This is a genomic window from Brachybacterium sp. GCM10030252 (assembly GCF_042666535.1).
In the GTDB taxonomy this organism is placed as follows: Bacteria; Actinomycetota; Actinomycetes; order Actinomycetales; family Dermabacteraceae; genus Brachybacterium.
In genome coordinates this window covers 100,928-120,859 of sequence record NZ_JBHTDM010000003.1, presented here as the reverse complement: position 1 = coordinate 120,859, position 19,932 = coordinate 100,928, and the positions used below count along the sequence as shown (strand labels likewise).

The window sequence follows — 19,932 nt, the reverse complement described above, 5'->3', positions numbered from 1 at the left end:
CCGGCAGGTCTCTGCCGACGGGGATCGGGGCCGGGTGCGGCCGGCGGTCAGTGACCGGGGAAGGACTTCTTGCGGGCCGTCTCCTCGCCGACGTCCGGCACCTGGCTGAGCAGCGAGGTGCTTCCGGTGTCGCGGCTGCGGAAGTCGGCGAACATCTGGGCGATGTCCGGCGCGCCGAACTCGTCGCGCACCGGGGCGGGCACGGTGAGCATGAGCGCGGCGGCGATACCGATGGCAAGGGCCGTGCCGCCGGTGACCAGGCCTGCACCGGCGCCCATCGCCAGGGAGTTGACGATGATGGCGAGGAAGCCGACCACGACGAGGACGAGGCCCGCGATCACGCCGCTGGCGCGGGCGATGACCGCCGGCCGTGCCAGCAGGGCGGTGCGGGCGAACAGGGAGACGGCGACGAAGCAGACGCAGACGCCGGCGTCGATCAGGTGCAGCACGGGCCCGCCGCGACCCTGCCCCGCCGTGGCGGCGATCGCGGCCATCAGGTGCCAGGCGACGGCGGCGACGTGCATGATCGCGCTGAACTCGAACGCTCGCACGGTGTAGACCAGCCAGTCGGCGCGCTGGAAGGAGATCGGCATGGTGCGCACGAACGAGCGGGAGATCATCAGCCCGAACGCGGTGAACAGGAACGGCAGGTACACGAAGCCGGTGGCGACGCTGAGCGGCGCGGCGAACTGCAGCTGGAGGGTGTTGTCGGCGAGCGCGGCGATCACCAGGCCGCCTGCCGCGGCAGTGGAGAACACGAACCAGGAGCGTTCGCGCAGCAGCGCCGAGGCGAGCACGATGCCCATCAGCAGCGCGGAGATCATGGCATCGGCGAAGGTCATCAGGGAGTAGGCCCAGCCGGTGGTGACGATGCGGCCGATGATCATCACCAGCGCGAGCAGCAGGGCCGCGGCGGCGGCCAGGCCCACTGCGACCAGCAGGATCCGGGCGGCGCGGCGGGCTCTGGCCTGGGGGAGGTAGCCCTCGTGGGCGCGGGGCTCGATACCGATCACGGCGCCGAGCAGCAGCAGCGGCACCCCGATCCCGATGCCGACGGGCGGGCCCTCGGGCAGGGAGGCGAACAGCACCGGCAGGGAGAGCACCAGATCGGCGAGCACGACGCCGACGGCGGCGAGCAGGGCGGGCAGCAGGCCGATCACCCGCACCATCCGAACCGCCCCCAGCGGTGGTTCCTGCGGGATCCAGCGCAGCAGGTGCACGGCGACCAGCGCGATCAGGCCGATCCCGATCGCGGCCTTGCCGACGCCTTCCACCAGCGAGTTGTGGGCGACCGTGAAGGTCGTGGTCATGGACGAGGCCATGCAGATCAGGGCGAGTATGTCCCGCAGCGCGTCGAAGATGCCGAGATCCTTGAAGCGGTTCGGCAGCACGAACCCGTTGGGCGGGACGTCGTCGTGCTCGGCGTTCGGCGTGGTGCCGGAGCGGGCGTAGGAGACATCGCGCGGAGGCCGCAGCGGAGCGGTGGCGGGTTCTGCCCCGGCACTGCCTGCCGGGACGGCTCCACCTGCCCGGCCCGCGGCGTTCTGTCCCGTCGTCTCCGAACCGGCCGCTTCCGGGCCGGCCGTGGCCGGGCCGGTCGCCGCGTCCGCGGTCACGCCGTCCGATTCGGCCTCCTCATCGAGCGCCGGGATGGCCCCGGTCTTCGCGTCGGGCTCGGCGCCCGCACGGCGCAGCTGCTCGGCGTCGAGATCGCTGAGGTCCACGGTCTCGTGCTCGCTCGGCGGCTGGGCCTGACGGCCGTGGCGCTGGGCGAGCAGCGGAGCCGCGTAGCGGTCGAACTCCGCGCGGTCGGGCAGCCGGTCGGTGGGCAGGGTTCCGGGGTCGTCCGACGCGAAGATCCAATCCGCGTCCTGGTTCTCCTCACCCCGTCGATTCCTGCTCATCTGACCTGCTCTCCTGGTTCCCGGTGCGCTGGGGCGGCCCCCTGACCGGCCCGCACAGACCTTTCGATCTTAGGGACGCAGAGGCCGAACCCGTCCGCGGCGCGCCGCGGGTCACGAAGCACACATATCCGGCGCCGCTCCCCGGGGCACGCGCTGCGACCGCGCTACAGGTGCAGCCGCTTGGCGAGCTCGTGGCGCACGTCCGGCCCGCGGGCGAGCTGGAGCAGCACCAGGGCGACCACGCTCAGCGCGCCGCAGATGGCCGAGGGCAGCGGGGTGGTCACCCACCCGAAGGCGAGGAACCCGATCGGGGCCAGGCCCAGCAGCACCGTCAGGCCGCTGTAGACGATGTGCTCGCCGACGGCGATCCGCATCAGCCGGACGGTGATCAGCAGCGCGAGGATGGAGGAGGCGCAGACGATCGGGACCGCGAAGGTCACCGACCAGCCGTGCCACCCGGTGAGGTAGTCCCAGTACACGCAGACCAGGGCGACCAGCACCACGAAGTACACGGTGCTCTTGGCCAGATTGCGCCGGGTGCGCACCGCCGTCAGCACCACGAGCCACATGGCGCTGATGCCCAGCCACACCGAACGCAGCACTCCCATGCGGCCCAGCTCCGCGCTGAACAGCAGCTGCGCGAGGAACGAGGCGATGATGACGGCGATCGAGGTGAGGAACAGCGCCCGGAGCACACGCCGGCGGGAGAACCGCAGGGGCACGGCGGGAAACGGGCTGTCCGGCGCGCGCGTGACGGCGTCGGCACCGCCCCCGGCGTCGGCACCGGCACCGGCACCGGCACCGGCACCGGCGGACGCTCCGGTGCCGACGGGTGCATCGGCGACGACGGGCGCCGCACACAGCGGGCACCGGTCCCATGCGCCCTCGATGTGGATCCGGCATTCGGGGCACCGCGTCATGATGCGGCCTCCGCGAGGTCGGCTCCGCTCTGCTCCGCCTCCGAGAGCTCGCCCTCGGTCACCCGCGCCGCGGCGACGGTCACGTCGACCCCGGCGCTCGTGAGCAGCCGGGCGAACTCGCGGATGTGGCCGGTCTCGACGAAGGGCGAGGTGAAGCTGAGCGTGAGCAGGCCGGCGTGGGACATGGCGCAGAACTGCGGCCGGACGGCCGAGACGTGGAACAGCATCCGTCGCACCTCCGACTCCGCCGGCTCGGGCAGGCTCACGCGCCCCAGGTTCGAGACGGCGACGGTGAGACCGCGATTGCTGCCCCAGTTCACCGCCCGCAGGATGGCGTCCTTGAGCGGCCGCGGCACGGCTCTCAGTGCGGGCGTGCGTTCGAACCGGATGAAGCCTCGCAGCTTCTCCTCGAGGGCCTCGGGAGTGGCTTGCGCGGCGAACTGGCCCTCCAGCTGCCGGCAGATCGCGCCGAGATCGTCGGCCCCCTCGCCGTAGGTGTGCTCGACCCGGATGGTGGCGAAGAAGTTCCGCGCCGAGGTGGAGGGGAAGAACTGGCGGAGGTTCACCGGCACCGACGCCGCCAGGGTGCGGGCCCTGCCGAGACCGCCCGAGGCCCGGCGCACGGATTCGAAGAACACGGCCGTCAGGTACACCGTCAGCGAGACGTTCTCGGCGCGAGCGAGCTCGAGCACCTGTGTGGCGGGCATGGTCAGCTCGACCGCGCGGGTGCGGTTGTCCGGCGTCCGGGTGCCACGGACCCGGTGGATCCGCTTCCGTGGTTCTCGTGCGCGGCCTCGCTCCCAGGCCGCGCGGGGTGCTCGCCGTGCCATGTCGGCGACGGTCAGCGCAGCCGGCGCCGCCGCCCGGCTGAAGGCGGACCGGGAGCCGGGCGGGCTGCCGGAACCGGCGTCGGACCGCGAGCTGGATGCGCTCCCGGTGCCGGAGACCGGGCTCTCGCCCCTGCTGCCGTGGTGGCGCCGGCGTCGGCGGAAGTAGTGCGCGAACGAGTCGGTGGTCAGCTCCTGCGCCGGCTCGGGAACGCCCCGGCCGACAGCGGCGGCCTGGGCCGGAGCCGGGCTTCGACCGCCCTCGGCGGGTTCACCTGTCACGGAGTCTCCTCCGGCCGCAGCTGCTTCGTCGGCGGAGCGCTCCTGAGCGCGGTGGCGCAGGCGGACGTACGCCGCGACCAAGTCGGAGAGGAACCACAGGGCGCCGGTGCCGTCGGAGAGGGCATGGAAGACCTCCAGGACGATTCGCCGGTGATGGTGGACCACCCGGAACAGCAGGGTGCGCCGGTCGGCCTGGTAGATGGGGGCGCAGGTGGGCTGGTCGTCCGCGGAGACCACCGGCCGCAGGTCGCTGTCCTGGAGGTAGTACCAGAACACGCCGCGCCGCAGCACCGCGTGGTACAGCCGGTAGCGGTCGTAGGTCAGATCCAGCGCGTCCTGCAGCAGCTGCGGGTCCACGTCGTGATCGAGTTCGGCGCTCATGCGGAACACCTTGGGATCGATCTCGCTGCGGGCGGCGAGGAAGATGTTCGAGGCGTTGTCCAGCCGCACCCACGCCTTGCGGCTCACCGCGGGTCCTCCGGGCCGACGGGGTCCGCCGCGGCAGGACCGTCCGCGGTCGCGCTCGCGTCGGCGGAACCGGTGGCGGGCGCGTCCCCGTCGGTGGAGCCGGTGGCGGGCGCGTCCCCGGCCGGCGCGTCCCCGTCGGCCGGATGCTCGCGCAGGAAGTCGTTGATCACCTCATAGGCCTCGCGCAGGGAACGGGAGAAGCGAGGCAGGGTGATGAAGCCGTGCAGCGCCCCGTCCACGCGGTGGAGGCGCACGGTGTTCCCGGCCTCCTGCAGGGCGCGCCCGTAGGCCTCGCCCTCGTCGCACAGCAGGTCCCGCTCGGCGGTGATCAGCAGTGTGGCCGGCTGGCCGCTGAGGTCCTCGGCCATCAGCGGCGAGACGAGCCGGTGGCGGCGCTGGTCGGGATCGGGGACGTAGAGCTCCATGTAGTCCTGGACCTCGGTGTTCGTCAGCCGGTAGTCCTCACCGTGACGGCGCACCGAGGCGAAGGGCGAGGTCTCGGGGTCGTGATCCCAGTGCGTCACCGGATACAGCAGGATCTGCCGTTTCGCGCCACGATGGCCCCTCTCTCGCAACAGCAGCGAGACGGCGGCGGCCAGGTTGCCGCCGGCGGAATCCCCCACCAGCACGATCCGGTCGGCGTCCTCCAGCCCAAGCCGGCCAGGGTCCTCCAGCAGCTGATGGGCGAGGCGGTAGCAGTCCTCCAGGCCCGCTGGGAACGGGTCCTCCGGGGCGAGCCGGTAGTCCACGGAGGCCACCACGCAGCCGGTGAGGTCCGCCATGGTGGCGCACGCCGGGGTGTAGCTCTCGATGTCGCCGGTGACCCAGCCGCCGCCGTGGAAGAACAGCAGCACGTCCTCGTGCAGCTTCTCCTTCGGCGGGAAGACCCGTACCGGCACCTGATCGCCGCTGCCGCCGGTGTCAGCAGAGTTGCCCGAGAGCGTCTCCCAGGCGGTGCGGTACCGCGGCCCGGGCAGTGAGGCCAGCCGGCGCTGGATCCGTCGCACGCACTGGTAGTCCTCGCGCATGTCGAGCCGGGGCGCGGCGAACAGGCGCAGCACCGCCCGGAACAGAGGATTCACGGCGGCGGTCAGCGCGTGGTGGGCAGCATGGCGGCCCGGGCCGACTCCGAGTCGACGATCTCCTTGCCGAAGGGGAAGCAGGTCACCGGGATCAGCTTGATGTTCGCCCACGCCAGGGGGATGCCGATGATGGTGATGGCCTGGGCCACGGCGGTCAGCACGTGGCCGATCGCCAGCCACCAGCCGGCGATGACGAACCAGATCACGTTGCCGATCGCGCTCGCGGCGCCGCCGCGACGGGTGTCGATCACCTCACGTCCGAACGGCCAGATGACGAAGCCCGCGATGCGGAACGAGGCCAGGCCGAAGGGGATGGTGACGATGAAGATGCAGGCGAGGACCCCGGCCAGCACGTAGCCGAGGAAGAGGGACCAGCCGGCGGTCAGGAGCCAGATGAGGTTCAGGATCAGGGTGATGAGGGTGCGCATGGCGTCAGCCTAGGCACCGGACGTCATCGCGACCAGGGGGATGACCTCACCGCCGCTACCCTGGTCGCATGCCTGCTCCCGAGATCGCGCTGACCGAGCGTTTCCAGTCCGCCTTCGCCGCCGCCTTCGGGCCCGAGTACGCCGACGCGGACCCGATCATCCGTCCCTCCCAGTTCGCGGACTTCCAGTGCAACGCCGCGATGGGCCTGGCCAAGCGCCTGGGGAAGAAGCCGCGCGACATCGCGACCGAGATCCTCGCCGCCGTGGACCTCGAGGACATCGCCGAGACCCCCGAGATCGCCGGGCCGGGCTTCCTGAACATCCGCCTGCGCACGGAGTGGATCGGCGCCCAGGCCGCGGAGCTCGCCACCGACGACCGCCTCGGCATCCCCTCCCCCGAGCAGCCGCAGACGGTCGTGGTCGACTACTCGGCGCCGAACGTCGCCAAGGAGATGCACGTCGGTCACCTGCGCACCACGGTGGTCGGTGACAGCATCGCCCGCACGCTGGAGAAGCAGGGCCACACCGTCGTCCGCCAGAACCACATCGGCGACTGGGGCACCCCCTTCGGCATGCTCATCGAGCACCTGCTGGACGTCGGCGAGGACAGTGCCGAGGCCGGCCTGCTGACCACCGACCCCAACGCCTTCTACCAGGCGGCCCGCGCCAAGTTCGACGCCGCCGAGGCGGAGACCTCGACCGGCGCCTCCGGGGCTGCTGCGGCCGACGGGGAGAACTTCGCCGCCCGTGCCCGCCGCCGGGTGGCCACCCTGCAGTCCGGTGACGAGGAGTCCCTGCGGATCTGGACGCATCTGGTGGAACTGTCCAAGCAGTACTTCCATCGCATCTACGACATGCTCGACGTGACCCTGCGAGACGAGCACCTCGCCGGGGAGTCCACGTACAACCCGCAGCTCGAGATCGTCTGCAAGGACCTCGAGAACGACGGGATCGCCCGGATCTCCGACGGCGCGCTGTGCGTGTTCCCCGCCGGCTTCACCGGCCGCGACGAGCAGCCGCTGCCGCTGATCATCCGCAAGTCCGACGGCGGCTACGGCTACGCCACCACGGATCTCGCCGCGGTCCGCCACCGCGTGCGCGACCTGGGTGCGGACCGTATCGCCTACGTCGTCGGCTCCGCCCAGGAGCTGCACTTCCAGATGGTCTTCACCGCCGCGCGCGAGGCCGGCTGGCTGCCCGAGAGCGTCGAGGCGACTCACGTCAAGATCGGGTCCGTGCTCGGCAGCGACGGGAAGATCCTGCGCACGCGCTCCGGCTCCTCGCTGCGCCTGATGGCACTGCTCGAGGAGGCCGTGGCCACCGCCCGCACCGTCATCGACGAGCTGCGCCCGGACCTCCCCGAGGACGAGCGGGGCCGGATCGCCCACGACATCGGCATCGGCGGGGTCAAGTACGCGGACCTCTCGACGGCGCACGATTCGGACTACACCTTCGACCTCGACCGGATGCTCGCCCTGACCGGCAACACGGCGCCGTACCTGCAGTACGCGGTGGCGCGGATCCGCTCGATCAGCCGCAAGGCCGAGGCCCAGGGCGTGACCGGCGGCGCGAAGCCGCACGTCGAGAACGACGCGGAGCGGGCCCTGGCCCTGCAGCTGCTGGACTTCGGGCAGACCCTGGCCCAGGTCGGCGCGGAGTACGAGCCGCACCGGCTGTGCGGGTACCTCTTCTCCCTCGCCCAGGCGTTCACGTCCTTCTACGACGCCTCGCCCATCCTCCCGGAGCCCGACGACGAGATCCGTGCCGGCCGGCTCGCGCTCGCGCGGCTGACCGAGCGCGTCCTCGTCGAGGGCCTCGAAGCGCTCGGAGTCAACGCGCCCCAGCAGATGTGAACCGCGGCGCGCCTCCCGCTCCCGAGTGCAGCGGGGGCGGGGCTCGGCGCTTCGGTGGCCGCGGCATCCACGGAGCGAGAAAACCGCGTCCACGAGCACATACTTTCCGGACACCCGACAGCAATTCCATCCGGTTCCGGTGCAGGTCGGGGCGGGTCCCCGGCTCGAAAACGGCGTCCCCGTCGGCCTGTGCCCCGAATGCGTCAGGACGTTACCTAAACGTGCCCCTACCGTTCGTCATATTCCTGGTCCGGAGCCTCCCGGGTTTCTAACCTGGAACAGTGCCGCCGATCCGAACCGCCCACCTCGTGCTGTGGGTGGCGTATGCCCTGACCGCGGGGGTGCACCTCCTCGCCCTGCTGGCGGACTCCGAGCTCCTGCGGCGCAGCACGCAGTCGATACTCGCGCCGCTGCTGATCGCAGTGCTGCTGACAGCGATCCCGCATCGCACGCGCAGCACCACGATGATGGTGATCGGGCTGGTGTTCGCCTGGGTGGGCGACAGTCTCAGCCAGCTGGCGCCGCAGGCGGTCCAGCAGATCTCGGTGGGCTGCTTCCTGCTGGCCCTGGTCTGCTACGCCGTGGCGCTGGCCCCGATGTGGAATCGCACCAAGGACACCCTGCGCATCGCCCTGGCGATCCCCTACGGCGGCGTCATGATCGGGTTGTTCGTCGCATGCGCGGATGGCGCCGGCCCCATGCTGCCCGTGGTGGCCGTCTACGGGCTGGCCCTGGTGACGATGGCTTTCCTGTCCGCCGGTGGCAACGGGCTGACCTGGACCGGAGGCACGTTGTTCATGCTCTCCAGCTCGCTGCTGGCGATGGACTGGTTCCTGCCGGGCGCGGCGATCGCCTACAGCGCGGTGTGGGTGATGGCGACCTACATGGTCGGCCACGCCCTGCTGATCGCGGGCATCATCCAGGCGGTGCCGACGCGCCGCTGGAGCCCCCGCCAGGCGGGTGCGGCTCTCGTCATCGTCGAGAGCTGACCGGCCCCGAGGGGCCGAGCTCGTCAAGGGGCACGAGTGCCTCGAGGGGCCCAGGCCTCGAGCGGCCGACCGGCGCTTGGGCCGGCCGGCACCGGCGGACGGCCGGATGCTCGCCCAGAACCGGAGCGCGGGCTCAGGCGGAGCCGAGCGCCCTGCCGATGAGGTCGGATTGCTCACGGTGGAGACGTTCGATGTCCTCACCCCGGCGCGGGATCAGCTGCAGCCCCAGGCGACCGCTGATCTCGCGGTAGGACAGGTCCAGCCCGTTCTCCTCCAGCTGCAGCCGGGCCACGCGCACGTCGGAGAGGAACAGGTCGCGCATGCCCACGCTGAGGTGGACCGGCGGGAGACCCTCCAGGCTCGCGTTGATCGGTGAGAGATCCGGGTCATCCAGCCGGGCGCGGCCGGCATAGCGTCGCGCGGCATCGCGCAGCAGGCGACGCTCATGGACGGGGTCGACCTGGTCGGTCTCGGTGATGCCGGCGTTGGTCAGCTCGAGGTCCAGCCACGGGGACATCGCCACGAGCGCGGCCGGTGCCGGGATCTCGCTGCGCTCGCGCAGACGCCGGGCGATCGCGAAGGCCAGTCCCCCGCCGGCGTGCTGACCGGCCAGCACCCACGGCTGCCCGGCGAGCCGACCGTCGGAGACCAGAGAGGTGAGCACGGCCTCGGCGTCATCGAGGGCGACCGGGTGCTGGTGGTCCGGGGCGTTGCGGTAGTCGACCATCAGCCCGGCGCAGCCGTGGTCGTCGACCTGGCGGGAGAGCCACGCCCAGTCGCTGACGAAGGGACCGGAGACGTAGCCGCCGCCGTGGAGGAAGACGATGATGCCCTTGTCGGCGCGATGCCCGTCGAGCCACACGGTGCGCGTGCGCCCGATCATCTCGTTCTCGACGGCGTGGGCCTTCTGCACCGGGGCCGGGGGCTGGGGGCGGCGGGCCTCCCGCAGCGCCTGATGGGACACCGTCGACGGGATCGGGATGCGACGCACCGCGCGGACTCCTGTCACCACTGCATCTCGGACGCGACCCATGACTGCCTCCTACCTGCGACCCGGAGGTCGCCTCGCTGCGGATGGTGCCAGCCTAACGAACGGGCCGCAGCCCCGCTCCCGCGCCCGGTGCGGGTGCCGGCCGGCAGCCGGGTAACCTGCCGTCATGACGACCTCCTGTGATCCGACCGGGCCGCTGCTGGTGCTCACGGCCATGCCGGAGGAGGCGAGTCCCGTCACGGCCCGCCTCGCCGGGCCCCGCGAGCTGCCGACACCGTTCACCGGGGGCGTCGCTGCGGTGCGCGGCACGCTGGAGGGTCTGGACACCGTGGTGGTGACCACGGGCATCGGCGTCGCGGCCGCAACCGCCGCCGCGACCTGGGGGATCCTCTCCCACCGGCCTCGGGCCGTGGTCGCCGCGGGGTCCTGCGGCGGGCTCGCGCCCGACGTCGAGGTCGGCACGGTGATCGTGGGCGAGTCCTTCACGTACTCGATCGCCGACGCCACCGCGTTCGGCTACGCCCCGGGGCAGCTGCCCGGTGGGCCCGAGCGCTTCCTCGCCGAGCCCGGCTGGGTCGACGCGGCAGAGCAGGCGGCCCGGAAGGATCCGGGCGACCCGGGCGTCCGTCGCGGGCTGATGCTGACCGGGGACGCCTTCGTCACCGCTCCCCTGGCGGAGCCCATGCGCCAGCGGTTCCCCGCGGCGCTGAGCGCCGACATGGAGACCACCGCGAGCGCCCGCACCGCGTCCCAGCTGGGGGTGCCGTTCGTCGCCCTGCGGGCCGTCTCGGACCTGTGCGGCCCGGCCGCGGGCCAGCAGTTCCATCTCGAGATCGACCTGGTCGCGGAGATCTCCGCCCGGGCCGTGGCGGGGCTGGCGCGCGGCCTCGCCGAGTGAGCGCCGGCGCGCTCAGCGCGAGGCGACGTGCTGGATCTCGGTGCCTTCCACGAGGGCGCGCACGTTGTCGCGGATCCGCTCGTCGGCTCCCACCGGGCGGCCGCCCGCTCCGTGCGGGGTGATCAGCAGCCGCGGGGCGTCCCACAGCGGGTCGTCGGCCGGCAGCGGCTCCGGGTCGGTCACGTCGAGGCCGGCACTGCCCAGGGTTCCGGCCTCCAGCGCCTCGCGCAGCGCGGCCTGGTCGACCGTGGTGCCGCGACCGACGTTGATCAGCACGGCGTGGTCGGGCAGGGCCGCGAGGACCTCGCGGCCGATGGCGCCGGCGGTCTGCTCGGTGGACGGGAGGATGTCGATGAGCACGTCGACCTCCGGGAGCGCGTCCAGCACGTCCTCGTCGGCGATGACCCCGAAACCGGCCCGGGTCCCCGCGCTGCGGGCGGCGCCGCGCACCTCGGCGCCCAGCGCCGCGAGGGTCGGGGCGAGGTTCTGACCGATCTGGCCGAAGCCCCAGATCAGCACCCGCGCACCGATCAGGGAGGTGATGCGCCCTTCGGGGTGCAGCGGCTGCAGCCCGCCCAGCTCCCGGGACCACTCGTGGCGGGCCTGGGCCTCGGCGGCCTCGGGCAGACGGCGCAGCAGGCTCAGCAGCAGCGCGAGGGCGTGCTCGCTGACCGTCAGCGAGTGCAGGCCTGCTCCGGAGGCGATGACGACGTCCTCCGGGAAGCCCGCGGCGAGGATCCCGTCCACCCCCGCGGAGAGGGACTGGACCAGCTTCAGCTGCCCGAGGTTCTCCGCGGCGGAGCTCAGGTTCCTGCGGGAGGAGCCCCAGACCACGAGCACATCGGCATCGTGGTGCTCGGCGGGGATCTCGGCGCGGGCGTCGATAACGGCGGACTCCCAGCCCTCCGGCAGGGCGGGGTCCAGCGGGATGGTGTCTGGCAGCAGGATCTTCATGGCCACAGGCTACGGCGTGCCCGGGCCGTCGCGCCCCTGCCGTCCCGGCCCGGGTTCGATACCCTGCCCCCATGGGATCTGGCTCCGCATCGTCCGTGTCGGCCCTCTCGGCGGTCCTCGGTGGCGCCGCGGACGTCGTGCGGGGGGCCACCAGGAGGACCGGCCGACGGATGCGGCGGGCCGCGATGAGCCGCCCGCTGTCCACCGGCGGGTTCCTCGGGGCCTCGATCACCGGATGGATCTCCACCTCCCCGAGCCTGCTGCCGCGGACCTGGTGGATGTGGACGGCCAACATCGGCTTCTCTCAGATCTACGGCTACGCGACCGGCGTGCTGACCGAGCGGCTGGTGCTGCGGGCCGCCTCCGAGATCGGCCTGCACGTGGAGATCGCAGAGGACCGTCGGCGTCGGGCCCGCGGTCTGGGCGCCGCGGCCCTGATCGGCATCTCCGCCTATTCATGGGTGCGCGGGGTGCTCCGCCAGCGGGAGATCAGCCATCTCGTCCAGCAGGAGCCCAAGAACCTCGCCACGCACATCGTCGGCACGATCGGGGGGCTCTCCGCCTCGTTCGGGACCCTGGTGACGGTGCGCGCCGTGATCGCGACCGCCCACCTCTACCGGGCGCTGCTGCGGCCCTACCTGCCCGCGCGGACCGTGGGCGCAGTCTCCCTGATGCTGACGGCCGCGACCGTCACGGCGCTCGCAGAACGGATCATCCGCGGCCGGCTGCTCGAGCAGATGATCGAGAGTGCCGAGGCGGCGAACCGTCTGATCTCCCCCGACGTGCCCCGCCCCACCTCACCCCTGCGCTCGGGCAGCCCGGACTCGCTGGAGTCCTGGCAGTCCCTGGGGGCTCCGGGCCGCAAGATCGTCTCGGCCGGTGCGGGCGCGGACTACATTGCGCGGACCACCGGCCAGGAGGCCATGGAGCCGATCCGGGTCTACGCCGGGAAATCCTCGACCCGCACCCTCGAGCAGACCGTCGACGCCGTGCTCGCCGAGCTGGACCGCACCGGCGCCTGGGACCGGGACGTGCTGGTGCTGTTCACCGGGACCGGTACGGGCTGGCTGCAGGAGTGGTCGCTGTCGGCCATCGAGTTCCTCACCGGCGGGAACTGTGCGACCGCTTCCCTGCAGTACTCGGTCTACACCAGTGCGCTGAGCTATCTGCTCGACGGGCGCTCCCCGCAGCGCGCCGGCCACCTGCTGTTCCATGCGGTGCGCCGCCGTCTGGATCAGATGCCCGAGGAGTCCCGGCCGCGGCTGTTCGTGGCCGGGGAGTCCCTGGGCTCCGTCGGCGGCCACGCGGCGTTCCGCGATGTCCAGGACATGCTGGCCAAGGTCGACGGCGCGGTCTGGACGGGCACACCCAGCTTCACGCCGATCTACCGCGAGATCACCGAGCGCGGCCGACGGGGTGCCCCGGCGATCGCCCCGATCCTGGACAACGGCCGGCACATCCGCGTGGTCACCCGCCCGCGCGACCTCGAGCACAACTACTGGGGCGGGTTGTACGAGCCGTGGCAGCGCCCGCGCGTGGTCTACGCCCAGCACCCGTCGGATCCGGTGGTCGCCTGGCGGCCGTCCCTGCTGTGGGAGGAACCGGCCTGGCTGCAGGAGCGCGTGGGTCACGACGTCACCCCCGCCATGCGCTGGTTCCCGTGGATCACGTTCTGGCAGATCGCCGCCGACATGCCGCTGTCGATCAAGGTCACCGGCGGCCACGGCCACTCCTACCACGAGGAGATGGTGCCCATCTGGGCCGCGGTGCTCGGGGAGGACGCGAGCGCGGCGGACCGTACGGCCCGGCGCCGCCGCCACCTCGCCATCATCGAGGCGATCCGGGAGATCCACCCGGGCACGTGAGCGCCCGGCGCGCCCGCAAGCCGTCCCGGAGAACGCCCGACTCGTTCAGCGCCTGGCACGGGCAGCTACTGTGACGCCCATGCCCGAGAGCTGGCTGTCCGAGACCCGCGCCTCCTACGACGCCGATGCGACCGGCTATGCGCGCACCGTCGACGGTCTGCTGCAGCGACGGCCCCATCTGCGCGGAGGCCTGGCGATGTTCGCCGAATCGGTGCGCGAGAGCGGGAGCGGGACCGTGGCCGACATCGGTTGCGGGCCGGGCTACGTCACCGACCATCTTCACCGCCTCGGGATCGACACCGTCGGCATCGATCTCTCCCCCGCGATGGTCGATATCGCCCGGCACCGATACCCGCATCTGCGGTTCGAGGTGGGTTCGATGACCGATCTGGCGCTGAGCGAGGAATCCATGGCCGGTCTCGTGGCGTTCTGGTCCGTGATCCATATTCCCGATCACGCTGTCCCCGGCGTGTTCGCGCAGTTCCGCCGAGTGCTGCGCCCGGCCGGCCCGCTGCTGGTCGGCTTCCACGTGGGCGAGGGGACGCACCACTCCTCACAGGGCTACACGGGCCGTCAGATCTCCGTGGACAGCCACCACCGCCCGCTGAGCCGCGTCTCTGGGTGGTTGCGGGACGCCGGGTTCACGATCGAGGCCGAGCTGCTCCTGCGACCGGACGACGAGATACCGGGAGCGATGGTCTTCGCGCGCAGAGGAGCCTGAAAGCTCGGAGCACATCCGCGGGTCAGGGATTCGGCCCCGTGGCGACCGGACGAGAGTCGTCGGCGCTCCACTGCGACCAGGAGCCGGGGAACATCCGCACCTTCCCGAATCCGGCGCGCTGCAGGGCGAGGACATCGTGGGTGGCGTTCACGCCGGAGCCGCAGTAGACGATGGCCTCACCCTCGGGCCGCACTCCCGCCGCGGTGTACCGCTCGGCGAGGTCCTCGGGCGGCAGGAAGCGCCCGTCCTCCCCGAGGTTCCCGGTGAAGGGCAGGTTCACCGCGCCCGGGATGTGCCCGGCGCGGGGGTCGATGGGCTCGCTGTCGCCGCGGTAGCGCTCGGCGGGCCGGGCGTCGATGACCACGGAGCCTCCGGCAGCGACCTCGTCGGCGGTGGCGATCGCGTCGGCCGGCCACGGGCGTGCCGGCACGTCGCCGGGCGCAGGGTGCTCGTCGGCGGTGCTCAGCTCGCCGTCCCAGGCGGCCAGGCCGCCGTCGAGCATGGCCGCCTCATGGCCGAGGGCGCGCAGCATCCACACCAGGCGTCCGGCGGGGGCGCCGCCGGAGTCGTCGTAGCCGATCACCACGGAGTCCGCCGTCACGCCGGCGCGGCGCAGCGAGGCCGCGAAGTCCTCCGGGTCGGGCAGCGGATGGCGGCCGGCGTCGGGCCGGGGAGGTGCTGACAGCTCGGTATCGAGGTCGATGTACACGGCCCCGGGCAGATGCCCCTCGAGGTAGGTGTGGTGGCCCTTGGAACCGTCGAGTGCCCACCGCACGTCGAGCAGGTGGACGGGACGGCCCTGGTCCGCGCCCCGGTCGAGGAGCTCGTGGAGCTGGGCGACGTCGATGATGGGGTCGAGCGCAGGTGCCATGCCGCAGATCCTCCGTGCGCGGGCCGAGCCATGGAGCGGCGGCCCGTGGTGTGTCAGCTCAGGAACGCACCTGGATGTCGAGGCGCACCAGGCGGTGGTCCGAGGTGGGGAAGGGGTATTCACCGGTCAGCTCGCTGCCGGGCGCACCCTGCTCGGGCCAGAACACGGCGGAGGAGACGACCTGGAGGTTCTTCTCCGGCAGGACGTAGTCGACGCGCAGGTTGCCCGGGCTCGGGTCGTCCGAGAAGTCGGCGGTGTCGAACTGAGGGTCACTGGAGTGGCCAGCGTTCGCCCCACCCTGCAGCTCGGCGGCCTCGACCGCCCCGCTGCTGCGCGGCTTCGGATCATGGATGCGGGGATGCGAGAGCAGCTGGTCGATAGCGCCCGGCCAGGAATCGCCGTCGGCCGGATCGGAGTTGTAGTCGCCCAGGATCACGAACTTCTCCTGCGGGGCGAGGCCTCCGCGTTTGCCCTCATCGTCCACGATCCACTGCGAACGGCTGCCGGGGCTGAGATAGTCGGCCCACAGGCGGATCTCATCGCTGTTGCGGCGCTGATTGCGCTTCTCCGGACCGTCGAAGCTCGGCGGCGTCGGGTGCGCCGCGAGCACGTGCAGCGTCGAGTTGCCGACCCGCACCGGCACGTCCCAATGGGACTTGGAGCTCAGACGCAGCTCGGCGGCGACCTCTTCGCCGTAGAACTCGGTGGGCAGCAGGTTGCTCGGCATGTCGGCCCAGCGGAGATTCTGGAAGGTGCGCACCTGGTCGGTGAGGATCGGGTGGCGGGAGAGGATGACCATCCCGTACTGGCCGGGGAACTCACCGAAGCCCCATGCGTCGTCCGGGCCGCCGACGGTGCCGTCGGCGTTGAGGTCGTACCCGCTGGCGACCCCGGTGTTGACCGGAGCGGTGAAGGCGTAGGGGTAGTAGACCGGGGTGCGCCCGTTCTGGCCGACCTCGAGGTAGTTGCTGCGGAAGAGATCGATTCCCTGCTGCTGATCGTCGTGATCGAACTCGTTGATCAGCAGCACATCGGGATTGTTGGTCTGGATGACCTCGGCGACCGCGCGGATCTGCTCGTCCTCGCCGGTCTCCAGGTCCGCCAGGAGCTCTCCGGCGGCAGCCCGGTTCAGCGAGGCGTTGTAGGTGGCCACCCGCAGCTGCTCGATGCGCTCGCCGCGACGGGCCGGCTGCTGCCCAGCGTAGGCAGTAGCTGCCGGCAGGCTGAGGCCTGCCGCGGCGGCTGCGGCGATCGCTCGGCGTCGGCTCATGCGCGGTGTCATGGTCTCCATTGTGCATGCTGGTCCGCGCGAGCGACACCTGATGTGGACGATCACTCCTCCTCATCCAGCCTCCCGCTCGGACGGAAACGCCCCTGGACAGGGCGTTTTCCCCGTCTTCAGGTCGCTGCTTCGTGTCAGATAGACATGCGCGTGTCCCGGCGGGTCTCCGACGGGCCCGCGCGGATCCCGCCGGACCTCCGGACCGACGACGGCGACGACCCTTCCCCTGAGGCCTTCGACCGGCCTCCTGCCGTGACCCTCCGGTCGGCCATCCGCCCACCGGCGAGAGACGCAGCCGCCCCTGACAGCGCCGGGATCGCAGTGCCAGACTGGACGCATGAGAATCGCGTTCCTGGGCACCGGCCGTATGGGCACCGAACTGGCCCTCCACCTGATCCCCGATCATCAGCTCACCGTCTGGAACCGCACGCGGGAGAAGACCGCCCGCCTCGCCGACGCCGGGGCCGCGGTGGCCGAGAGCCCGTCGGAGGCGGTCGACGGAGCCGAGGTCGTGATCACCGCGCTGTTCGGTCCCGACACCGTCCGCGAGACCGTGACCGGCCCCGGTCTGATCCCGGCGGGCGTCCCCTGGGTGGACACCACCACCGTCTCCCCCGCTGACGCCGACGAGTTCGCCGCGGCCGTCCCCACCTACGTGGCCGTGCCGATCCTGGGCACCCTGGGCCCCGCCCGCAACGGCACCCTCGGCGTCTACGTCGGCACCCCGGACGACGCGCTGCGCGCGCAGGTCACGGAGCTGGTGGCGCCGTGGGCGGACCCGGAGCGCCTGCACGGCGTCGAGTCCGGTCGCCGGGCCGCCACCGGCAAGCTGCTGGCGAACCTGGCGCTCGCGGTGACAGCGCAGGGACTGCGCGAAGCACTGGCCCTGGGAGAGGCGGCGGGCGCCACGGACGAGGAGACCCTCGAGATGCTCGGCTCGACCGGGCTCGCGGTCATCGCCGGGATGAAGGGCCCGTTCGTGCGCGGGGAACGCAGCACCGAGGGTGGAGACTTCTCCGCGAATGCGATCGCCAAGGACACCCGGCTCATGATCGACACGGTCACCTCCGCGTCGGCCGACGGGCCCGCACGACCCGGCTCCGATCTGCCCGCACTGCGCGGGGCGCTGGCCTCCCTGGAGGCGGAGATCGCCGCCGACCACGGCGAGCACGACTTCTCGACGATGCTGCTGCCGAGGGCCGAGCCCACCGGGCAGTGACGGCTTCGGGCCGCCGGCTCAGAGACCGACGGCGCTCAGCACCGCCCGCGCTGTCTGCTCGGGAGTCGCGGCGACGGGAACGGAGACGTCCTCCACGTGGGCGGCGTCGAGGATCTCGGTGAGCTCGTCGAAACGCTCCAGATGCCAGTCCAGGCCGTCCGGGTCGAGCTCGTGGCGCCGGTGCAGCCGGGCACGGACCAGGTCACGCGGCGCCTGCAGCCGCACCACCGTCAACGGGCACCCCATCGCGTCCTCGTAGTGCGTCCGGTCCGCGCGACGCTCGAGCACGCCGGCGGCGACCAGCACTCGCGCCCCGGCGTCCCGGTAGTTCACGGAGACGGCGCGCAGGTTCGCCAGCTCGAGCCGGCCGTGGAAGCGGTCGCCGTCGGGAGCGGGCCAGCAGCGCCGCAGCCCGTCCAGGTCGATTCCCGCCCCGGGCACGCCGCGGCGGGCGAGTTCGCTGCCGACGGCGTCGGTCACCGTGGTCTTGCCGACGCCGACGGCACCGGTGATCAGCAGGGCGCGCGCCGAGGGAGAGCCCATCTCAGTCCACCGTGATCCGGCGGACCCTCTTGAGGTGGTCGGTGGAGTTGTTCCCGCTCATGGTGCGGGACTTCTGGCGGTTGTTGGTGCCGACCTTCGCGTCGCGCTGCTTGAGGTTGCCGACGGAGACCTCGGTCTCCTTCTCGAAGTGGTGGCGCTTGTCGGTGTTGCGGTAGTAGCGGTAGATGCCGCCGTAGACCGCGGCGAACACGGCCGGCCCCGCCAGGAACGGGAAGGACAGGCCGATGACCCGGGAGTCCCCGTCGGCCAGCAGCATCGTGGTCGCCGGATCCCCGGCCAGCTCAGCGAGCAGTGGCAGCATCGTCTCGGCTCCTTTCCTCATCCATTCTCGACACCCTCATCCTGCGAAGAACCAGCCGAAGCCGACGACGGCGCCGACCGCCGCGGCGACGCTGCCGGCCAGGCACGCGACCGCGAAGATCTTCGGATGCGAGACCGGCACCGACCCCATGGTGTTGCCGTTGCGCGCATTGACGGCGATGTAGTGGGTCAGCGAGTTCTCGCCCTTGGCGGAGTCCGCGTAGCTGTACAGCCACACCGGCACGTACACCGCCACCCAGCGGGTCCCGTGCACGGCGACGCCCTCCTGCTCCCAGCGCACGCCGCGGTCGTACCGGCCGATGGTCGGCAGCGCCTTCGCCCGCGCGATGGCCAGGAACTTGTCCTCCACCGCGTCATCGACGTCCTGCACGTCGAGGTCGCGGCGCTCGGAGGTGAACCCCTTGAGGTAGTTCGAGTTGTAGGCGACCGCGTTCTCCGTGTCGTACGGCTGGACGGCGTTGAGGATGTTGTTGGTCGCCTGGGAGTTGTCGCGAGCGTTGAAGCGCTGGGCGGATTCCACCGTCAGGTCGTCCACGAGCAGGTCGAAGGCACGCTGGACGTTGTAGACGTCGGCGTCGTAGTAGGTCTCGGTGACGTAGTTGTCCTTGCCGACCCGGCGGCGCACCGTGTACTGGCGCGTCGTGACCTCGCCGGTGCCGCCGAGGACGGCGTGCATGTTCCCGTCGACGACCATGTACGGGATGTACACGCCCATCACGTTGTCGGGCACGAACTCCTGCTTGAAGCGGCCGTGCGCGAAGGCCTTGCGCTTGCCGGCGAACTCGTCGATCCGCTCGATGGCCTGCTCGCGGGTGAGCTCGAAGGGCAGCACCGCGTCGGGGACCGCGCCGTTGGGGATCTGGGTGTTGACGGACAGAGTCTGACGGCACCAGTGGCAGCGGGCCTGCAGCTCCTGGTCGACGTTGATGACGACTTCCGCGCCGCAGCCCTGGCATTTCAGGGTGACCACAGAGACGTCCTCACGGATGTCCGCCGTGCCCGAGGCCATGGTGTGGCCCTGCAGCTCCGCGATCGAGGAATCCAGGCCAAAGGCCTGCTCGGCGTTGTCCTCGTTCCACTGATGGCGGCAGTACGCGCAGACCAGCGCCTTGGCGCTCAGTGAATACTTGATGTCCGTGCTGCCGCAGCGGGGGCACTTGCTCAGTCCGTCGCTGCGGCCCGAGCTGGTGTCGATGATCCGGTGTGCGGCGTGCTGGCGCGCGGCCTCCGTCGCTCCGGCGATCTGATCGTCACCGAGCATCTGCGCAGGGGACTTCCCCTGCTGCGGCGGCCCGGACTGCTGGGGGGAGCCGGACTGGTGCGGCGGCCCGGCCTGCTGGGGCGGCCCGGATTGCTGGGGGGAGCCGGACTGGTGCGGCGGCCCGGCCTGCTGCGGCGGCCCCTGCACGGCCGGCTCCCGCCCGCTCTCGGCGGGTGGCCGGGCGGGCTGGTCCGGGCGCGCCCACTCCGGGTGCTCGGGAGGTACGGACATC

General features: G+C 71.8%; 18 protein-coding genes. 6 read left to right on the top strand and 12 right to left on the bottom strand.

Annotated features, from left to right (window positions below; translation table 11 throughout):
* Nucleotides 1-47: 47 nt before the first annotated feature.
* The 5 genes from ACFQRJ_RS00570 to ACFQRJ_RS00550 form a co-directional block, all read right to left on the bottom strand.
* Nucleotides 48-1,904: a hypothetical protein gene (locus ACFQRJ_RS00570; protein ID WP_377015939.1), complete on the bottom strand. Its 1,857-nt coding sequence runs from the start codon at nucleotides 1,902-1,904 to the stop codon at nucleotides 48-50.
* A gap of 164 nt (nucleotides 1,905-2,068) precedes the next feature.
* Nucleotides 2,069-2,824 (bottom strand): DUF6320 domain-containing protein, encoded by a 756-nt coding sequence (locus ACFQRJ_RS00565; RefSeq protein WP_377015937.1) that lies wholly within the window; start codon nucleotides 2,822-2,824, stop codon nucleotides 2,069-2,071.
* Complete coding sequence (locus tag ACFQRJ_RS00560; protein WP_377015935.1) at nucleotides 2,821-4,401, bottom strand: alcohol acetyltransferase; 1,581 nt, start codon at nucleotides 4,399-4,401, stop codon at nucleotides 2,821-2,823. The genes ACFQRJ_RS00565 and ACFQRJ_RS00560 overlap by 4 nt, the downstream gene beginning before the upstream one ends.
* Nucleotides 4,398-5,483, bottom strand: a complete 1,086-nt coding sequence (locus ACFQRJ_RS00555; protein ID WP_377015933.1) for an alpha/beta hydrolase — start codon at nucleotides 5,481-5,483, stop codon at nucleotides 4,398-4,400. Before ACFQRJ_RS00555 ends, ACFQRJ_RS00560 begins: the two co-directional genes overlap by 4 nt.
* Before the next feature lie 8 nt (nucleotides 5,484-5,491).
* The gene (locus ACFQRJ_RS00550) at nucleotides 5,492-5,911 is read right to left on the bottom strand and encodes a YccF domain-containing protein (RefSeq protein ID WP_377015931.1); all 420 of its coding nucleotides are present in this window, start codon (nucleotides 5,909-5,911) and stop codon (nucleotides 5,492-5,494) included.
* A 68-nt stretch (nucleotides 5,912-5,979) separates the two neighbouring features.
* Between ACFQRJ_RS00550 and argS the strand changes: the two genes are divergently transcribed.
* Together argS and ACFQRJ_RS00540 are read left to right on the top strand one after the other, a co-directional pair.
* Complete coding sequence (gene argS, locus ACFQRJ_RS00545) at nucleotides 5,980-7,764, top strand: arginine--tRNA ligase (protein ID WP_377015929.1); 1,785 nt, start codon at nucleotides 5,980-5,982, stop codon at nucleotides 7,762-7,764.
* 281 nt (nucleotides 7,765-8,045) lie between these two features.
* Nucleotides 8,046-8,753, top strand: coding sequence for a lysoplasmalogenase family protein (locus ACFQRJ_RS00540; RefSeq protein WP_377015927.1), 708 nt, complete (start codon nucleotides 8,046-8,048; stop codon nucleotides 8,751-8,753).
* A gap of 133 nt (nucleotides 8,754-8,886) precedes the next feature.
* Here ACFQRJ_RS00540 and ACFQRJ_RS00535 read toward each other — a convergent pair whose 3' ends face one another.
* Nucleotides 8,887-9,786, bottom strand: coding sequence for an alpha/beta hydrolase fold domain-containing protein (locus ACFQRJ_RS00535; RefSeq protein WP_377015925.1), 900 nt, complete (start codon nucleotides 9,784-9,786; stop codon nucleotides 8,887-8,889).
* Nucleotides 9,787-9,910: 124 nt separating this feature from the next.
* Between ACFQRJ_RS00535 and mtnN the strand changes: the two genes are divergently transcribed.
* Nucleotides 9,911-10,642, top strand: coding sequence for a 5'-methylthioadenosine/S-adenosylhomocysteine nucleosidase (gene mtnN / locus ACFQRJ_RS00530; protein WP_377015923.1), 732 nt, complete (start codon nucleotides 9,911-9,913; stop codon nucleotides 10,640-10,642).
* A gap of 12 nt (nucleotides 10,643-10,654) precedes the next feature.
* Here mtnN and ACFQRJ_RS00525 read toward each other — a convergent pair whose 3' ends face one another.
* Nucleotides 10,655-11,596, bottom strand: coding sequence for an NAD(P)-dependent oxidoreductase (locus ACFQRJ_RS00525; protein WP_377015921.1), 942 nt, complete (start codon nucleotides 11,594-11,596; stop codon nucleotides 10,655-10,657).
* A 71-nt stretch (nucleotides 11,597-11,667) separates the two neighbouring features.
* On the opposite strand from ACFQRJ_RS00525, the gene ACFQRJ_RS00520 reads away from it, so the two are divergent.
* Nucleotides 11,668-13,461 carry an alpha/beta hydrolase gene (locus tag ACFQRJ_RS00520; protein ID WP_377015919.1) on the top strand — a complete coding sequence of 598 codons (1,794 nt, stop codon included), beginning with the start codon at nucleotides 11,668-11,670 and terminating at the stop codon, nucleotides 13,459-13,461.
* 79 nt (nucleotides 13,462-13,540) lie between these two features.
* The gene (locus ACFQRJ_RS00515; protein WP_377015917.1) at nucleotides 13,541-14,182 is read left to right on the top strand and encodes a class I SAM-dependent DNA methyltransferase; all 642 of its coding nucleotides are present in this window, start codon (nucleotides 13,541-13,543) and stop codon (nucleotides 14,180-14,182) included.
* 22 nt (nucleotides 14,183-14,204) lie between these two features.
* On the opposite strand, the gene ACFQRJ_RS00510 is transcribed toward ACFQRJ_RS00515, so the two are convergent.
* Nucleotides 14,205-15,053, bottom strand: coding sequence for a sulfurtransferase (locus ACFQRJ_RS00510; protein ID WP_377015915.1), 849 nt, complete (start codon nucleotides 15,051-15,053; stop codon nucleotides 14,205-14,207).
* A 58-nt stretch (nucleotides 15,054-15,111) separates the two neighbouring features.
* Nucleotides 15,112-16,323: an endonuclease/exonuclease/phosphatase family protein gene (locus tag ACFQRJ_RS00505; protein WP_377015913.1), complete on the bottom strand. Its 1,212-nt coding sequence runs from the start codon at nucleotides 16,321-16,323 to the stop codon at nucleotides 15,112-15,114.
* A 349-nt stretch (nucleotides 16,324-16,672) separates the two neighbouring features.
* On the opposite strand from ACFQRJ_RS00505, the gene ACFQRJ_RS00500 reads away from it, so the two are divergent.
* Nucleotides 16,673-17,554, top strand: coding sequence for an NAD(P)-dependent oxidoreductase (locus tag ACFQRJ_RS00500; RefSeq protein ID WP_377015911.1), 882 nt, complete (start codon nucleotides 16,673-16,675; stop codon nucleotides 17,552-17,554).
* An 18-nt stretch (nucleotides 17,555-17,572) separates the two neighbouring features.
* Here ACFQRJ_RS00500 and ACFQRJ_RS00495 read toward each other — a convergent pair whose 3' ends face one another.
* The 3 genes from ACFQRJ_RS00495 to ACFQRJ_RS00485 are packed head-to-tail and all read right to left on the bottom strand — an operon-like array spanning nucleotide 17,573 to nucleotide 19,931.
* Nucleotides 17,573-18,097: a hypothetical protein gene (locus ACFQRJ_RS00495; RefSeq protein ID WP_377015909.1), complete on the bottom strand. Its 525-nt coding sequence runs from the start codon at nucleotides 18,095-18,097 to the stop codon at nucleotides 17,573-17,575.
* Nucleotide 18,098: 1 nt separating this feature from the next.
* The gene (locus tag ACFQRJ_RS00490; protein WP_377015908.1) at nucleotides 18,099-18,419 is read right to left on the bottom strand and encodes a hypothetical protein; all 321 of its coding nucleotides are present in this window, start codon (nucleotides 18,417-18,419) and stop codon (nucleotides 18,099-18,101) included.
* A 36-nt stretch (nucleotides 18,420-18,455) separates the two neighbouring features.
* Nucleotides 18,456-19,931 (bottom strand): proline-rich domain-containing protein, encoded by a 1,476-nt coding sequence (locus ACFQRJ_RS00485; protein WP_377015906.1) that lies wholly within the window; start codon nucleotides 19,929-19,931, stop codon nucleotides 18,456-18,458.
* Nucleotide 19,932 lies beyond the last annotated feature (1 nt).

Bases quoted from the DNA above. Each gene is read 5' to 3' on its own strand.
- ACFQRJ_RS00570 (WP_377015939.1), bottom strand. From the start codon at position 1,904: ATGAGCAGGAATCGACGGGGTGAGGAGAACCAGGACGCGGATTGGATC.
- ACFQRJ_RS00515 (WP_377015917.1), top strand. From the start codon at position 13,541: ATGCCCGAGAGCTGGCTGTCCGAGACCCGCGCCTCCTACGACGCCGAT.
- ACFQRJ_RS00565 (WP_377015937.1), bottom strand. From the start codon at position 2,824: ATGACGCGGTGCCCCGAATGCCGGATCCACATCGAGGGCGCATGGGAC.
- ACFQRJ_RS00495 (WP_377015909.1), bottom strand. From the start codon at position 18,097: ATGGGCTCTCCCTCGGCGCGCGCCCTGCTGATCACCGGTGCCGTCGGC.
- ACFQRJ_RS00535 (WP_377015925.1), bottom strand. From the start codon at position 9,786: ATGGGTCGCGTCCGAGATGCAGTGGTGACAGGAGTCCGCGCGGTGCGT.
- argS (WP_377015929.1), top strand. From the start codon at position 5,980: ATGCCTGCTCCCGAGATCGCGCTGACCGAGCGTTTCCAGTCCGCCTTC.
- ACFQRJ_RS00525 (WP_377015921.1), bottom strand. From the start codon at position 11,596: ATGAAGATCCTGCTGCCAGACACCATCCCGCTGGACCCCGCCCTGCCG.
- ACFQRJ_RS00490 (WP_377015908.1), bottom strand. From the start codon at position 18,419: ATGCTGCCACTGCTCGCTGAGCTGGCCGGGGATCCGGCGACCACGATG.
- ACFQRJ_RS00505 (WP_377015913.1), bottom strand. From the start codon at position 16,323: ATGAGCCGACGCCGAGCGATCGCCGCAGCCGCCGCGGCAGGCCTCAGC.
- mtnN (WP_377015923.1), top strand. From the start codon at position 9,911: ATGACGACCTCCTGTGATCCGACCGGGCCGCTGCTGGTGCTCACGGCC.
- ACFQRJ_RS00550 (WP_377015931.1), bottom strand. From the start codon at position 5,911: ATGCGCACCCTCATCACCCTGATCCTGAACCTCATCTGGCTCCTGACC.
- ACFQRJ_RS00520 (WP_377015919.1), top strand. From the start codon at position 11,668: ATGGGATCTGGCTCCGCATCGTCCGTGTCGGCCCTCTCGGCGGTCCTC.
- ACFQRJ_RS00500 (WP_377015911.1), top strand. From the start codon at position 16,673: ATGAGAATCGCGTTCCTGGGCACCGGCCGTATGGGCACCGAACTGGCC.
- ACFQRJ_RS00510 (WP_377015915.1), bottom strand. From the start codon at position 15,053: ATGGCACCTGCGCTCGACCCCATCATCGACGTCGCCCAGCTCCACGAG.
- ACFQRJ_RS00485 (WP_377015906.1), bottom strand. From the start codon at position 19,931: ATGTCCGTACCTCCCGAGCACCCGGAGTGGGCGCGCCCGGACCAGCCC.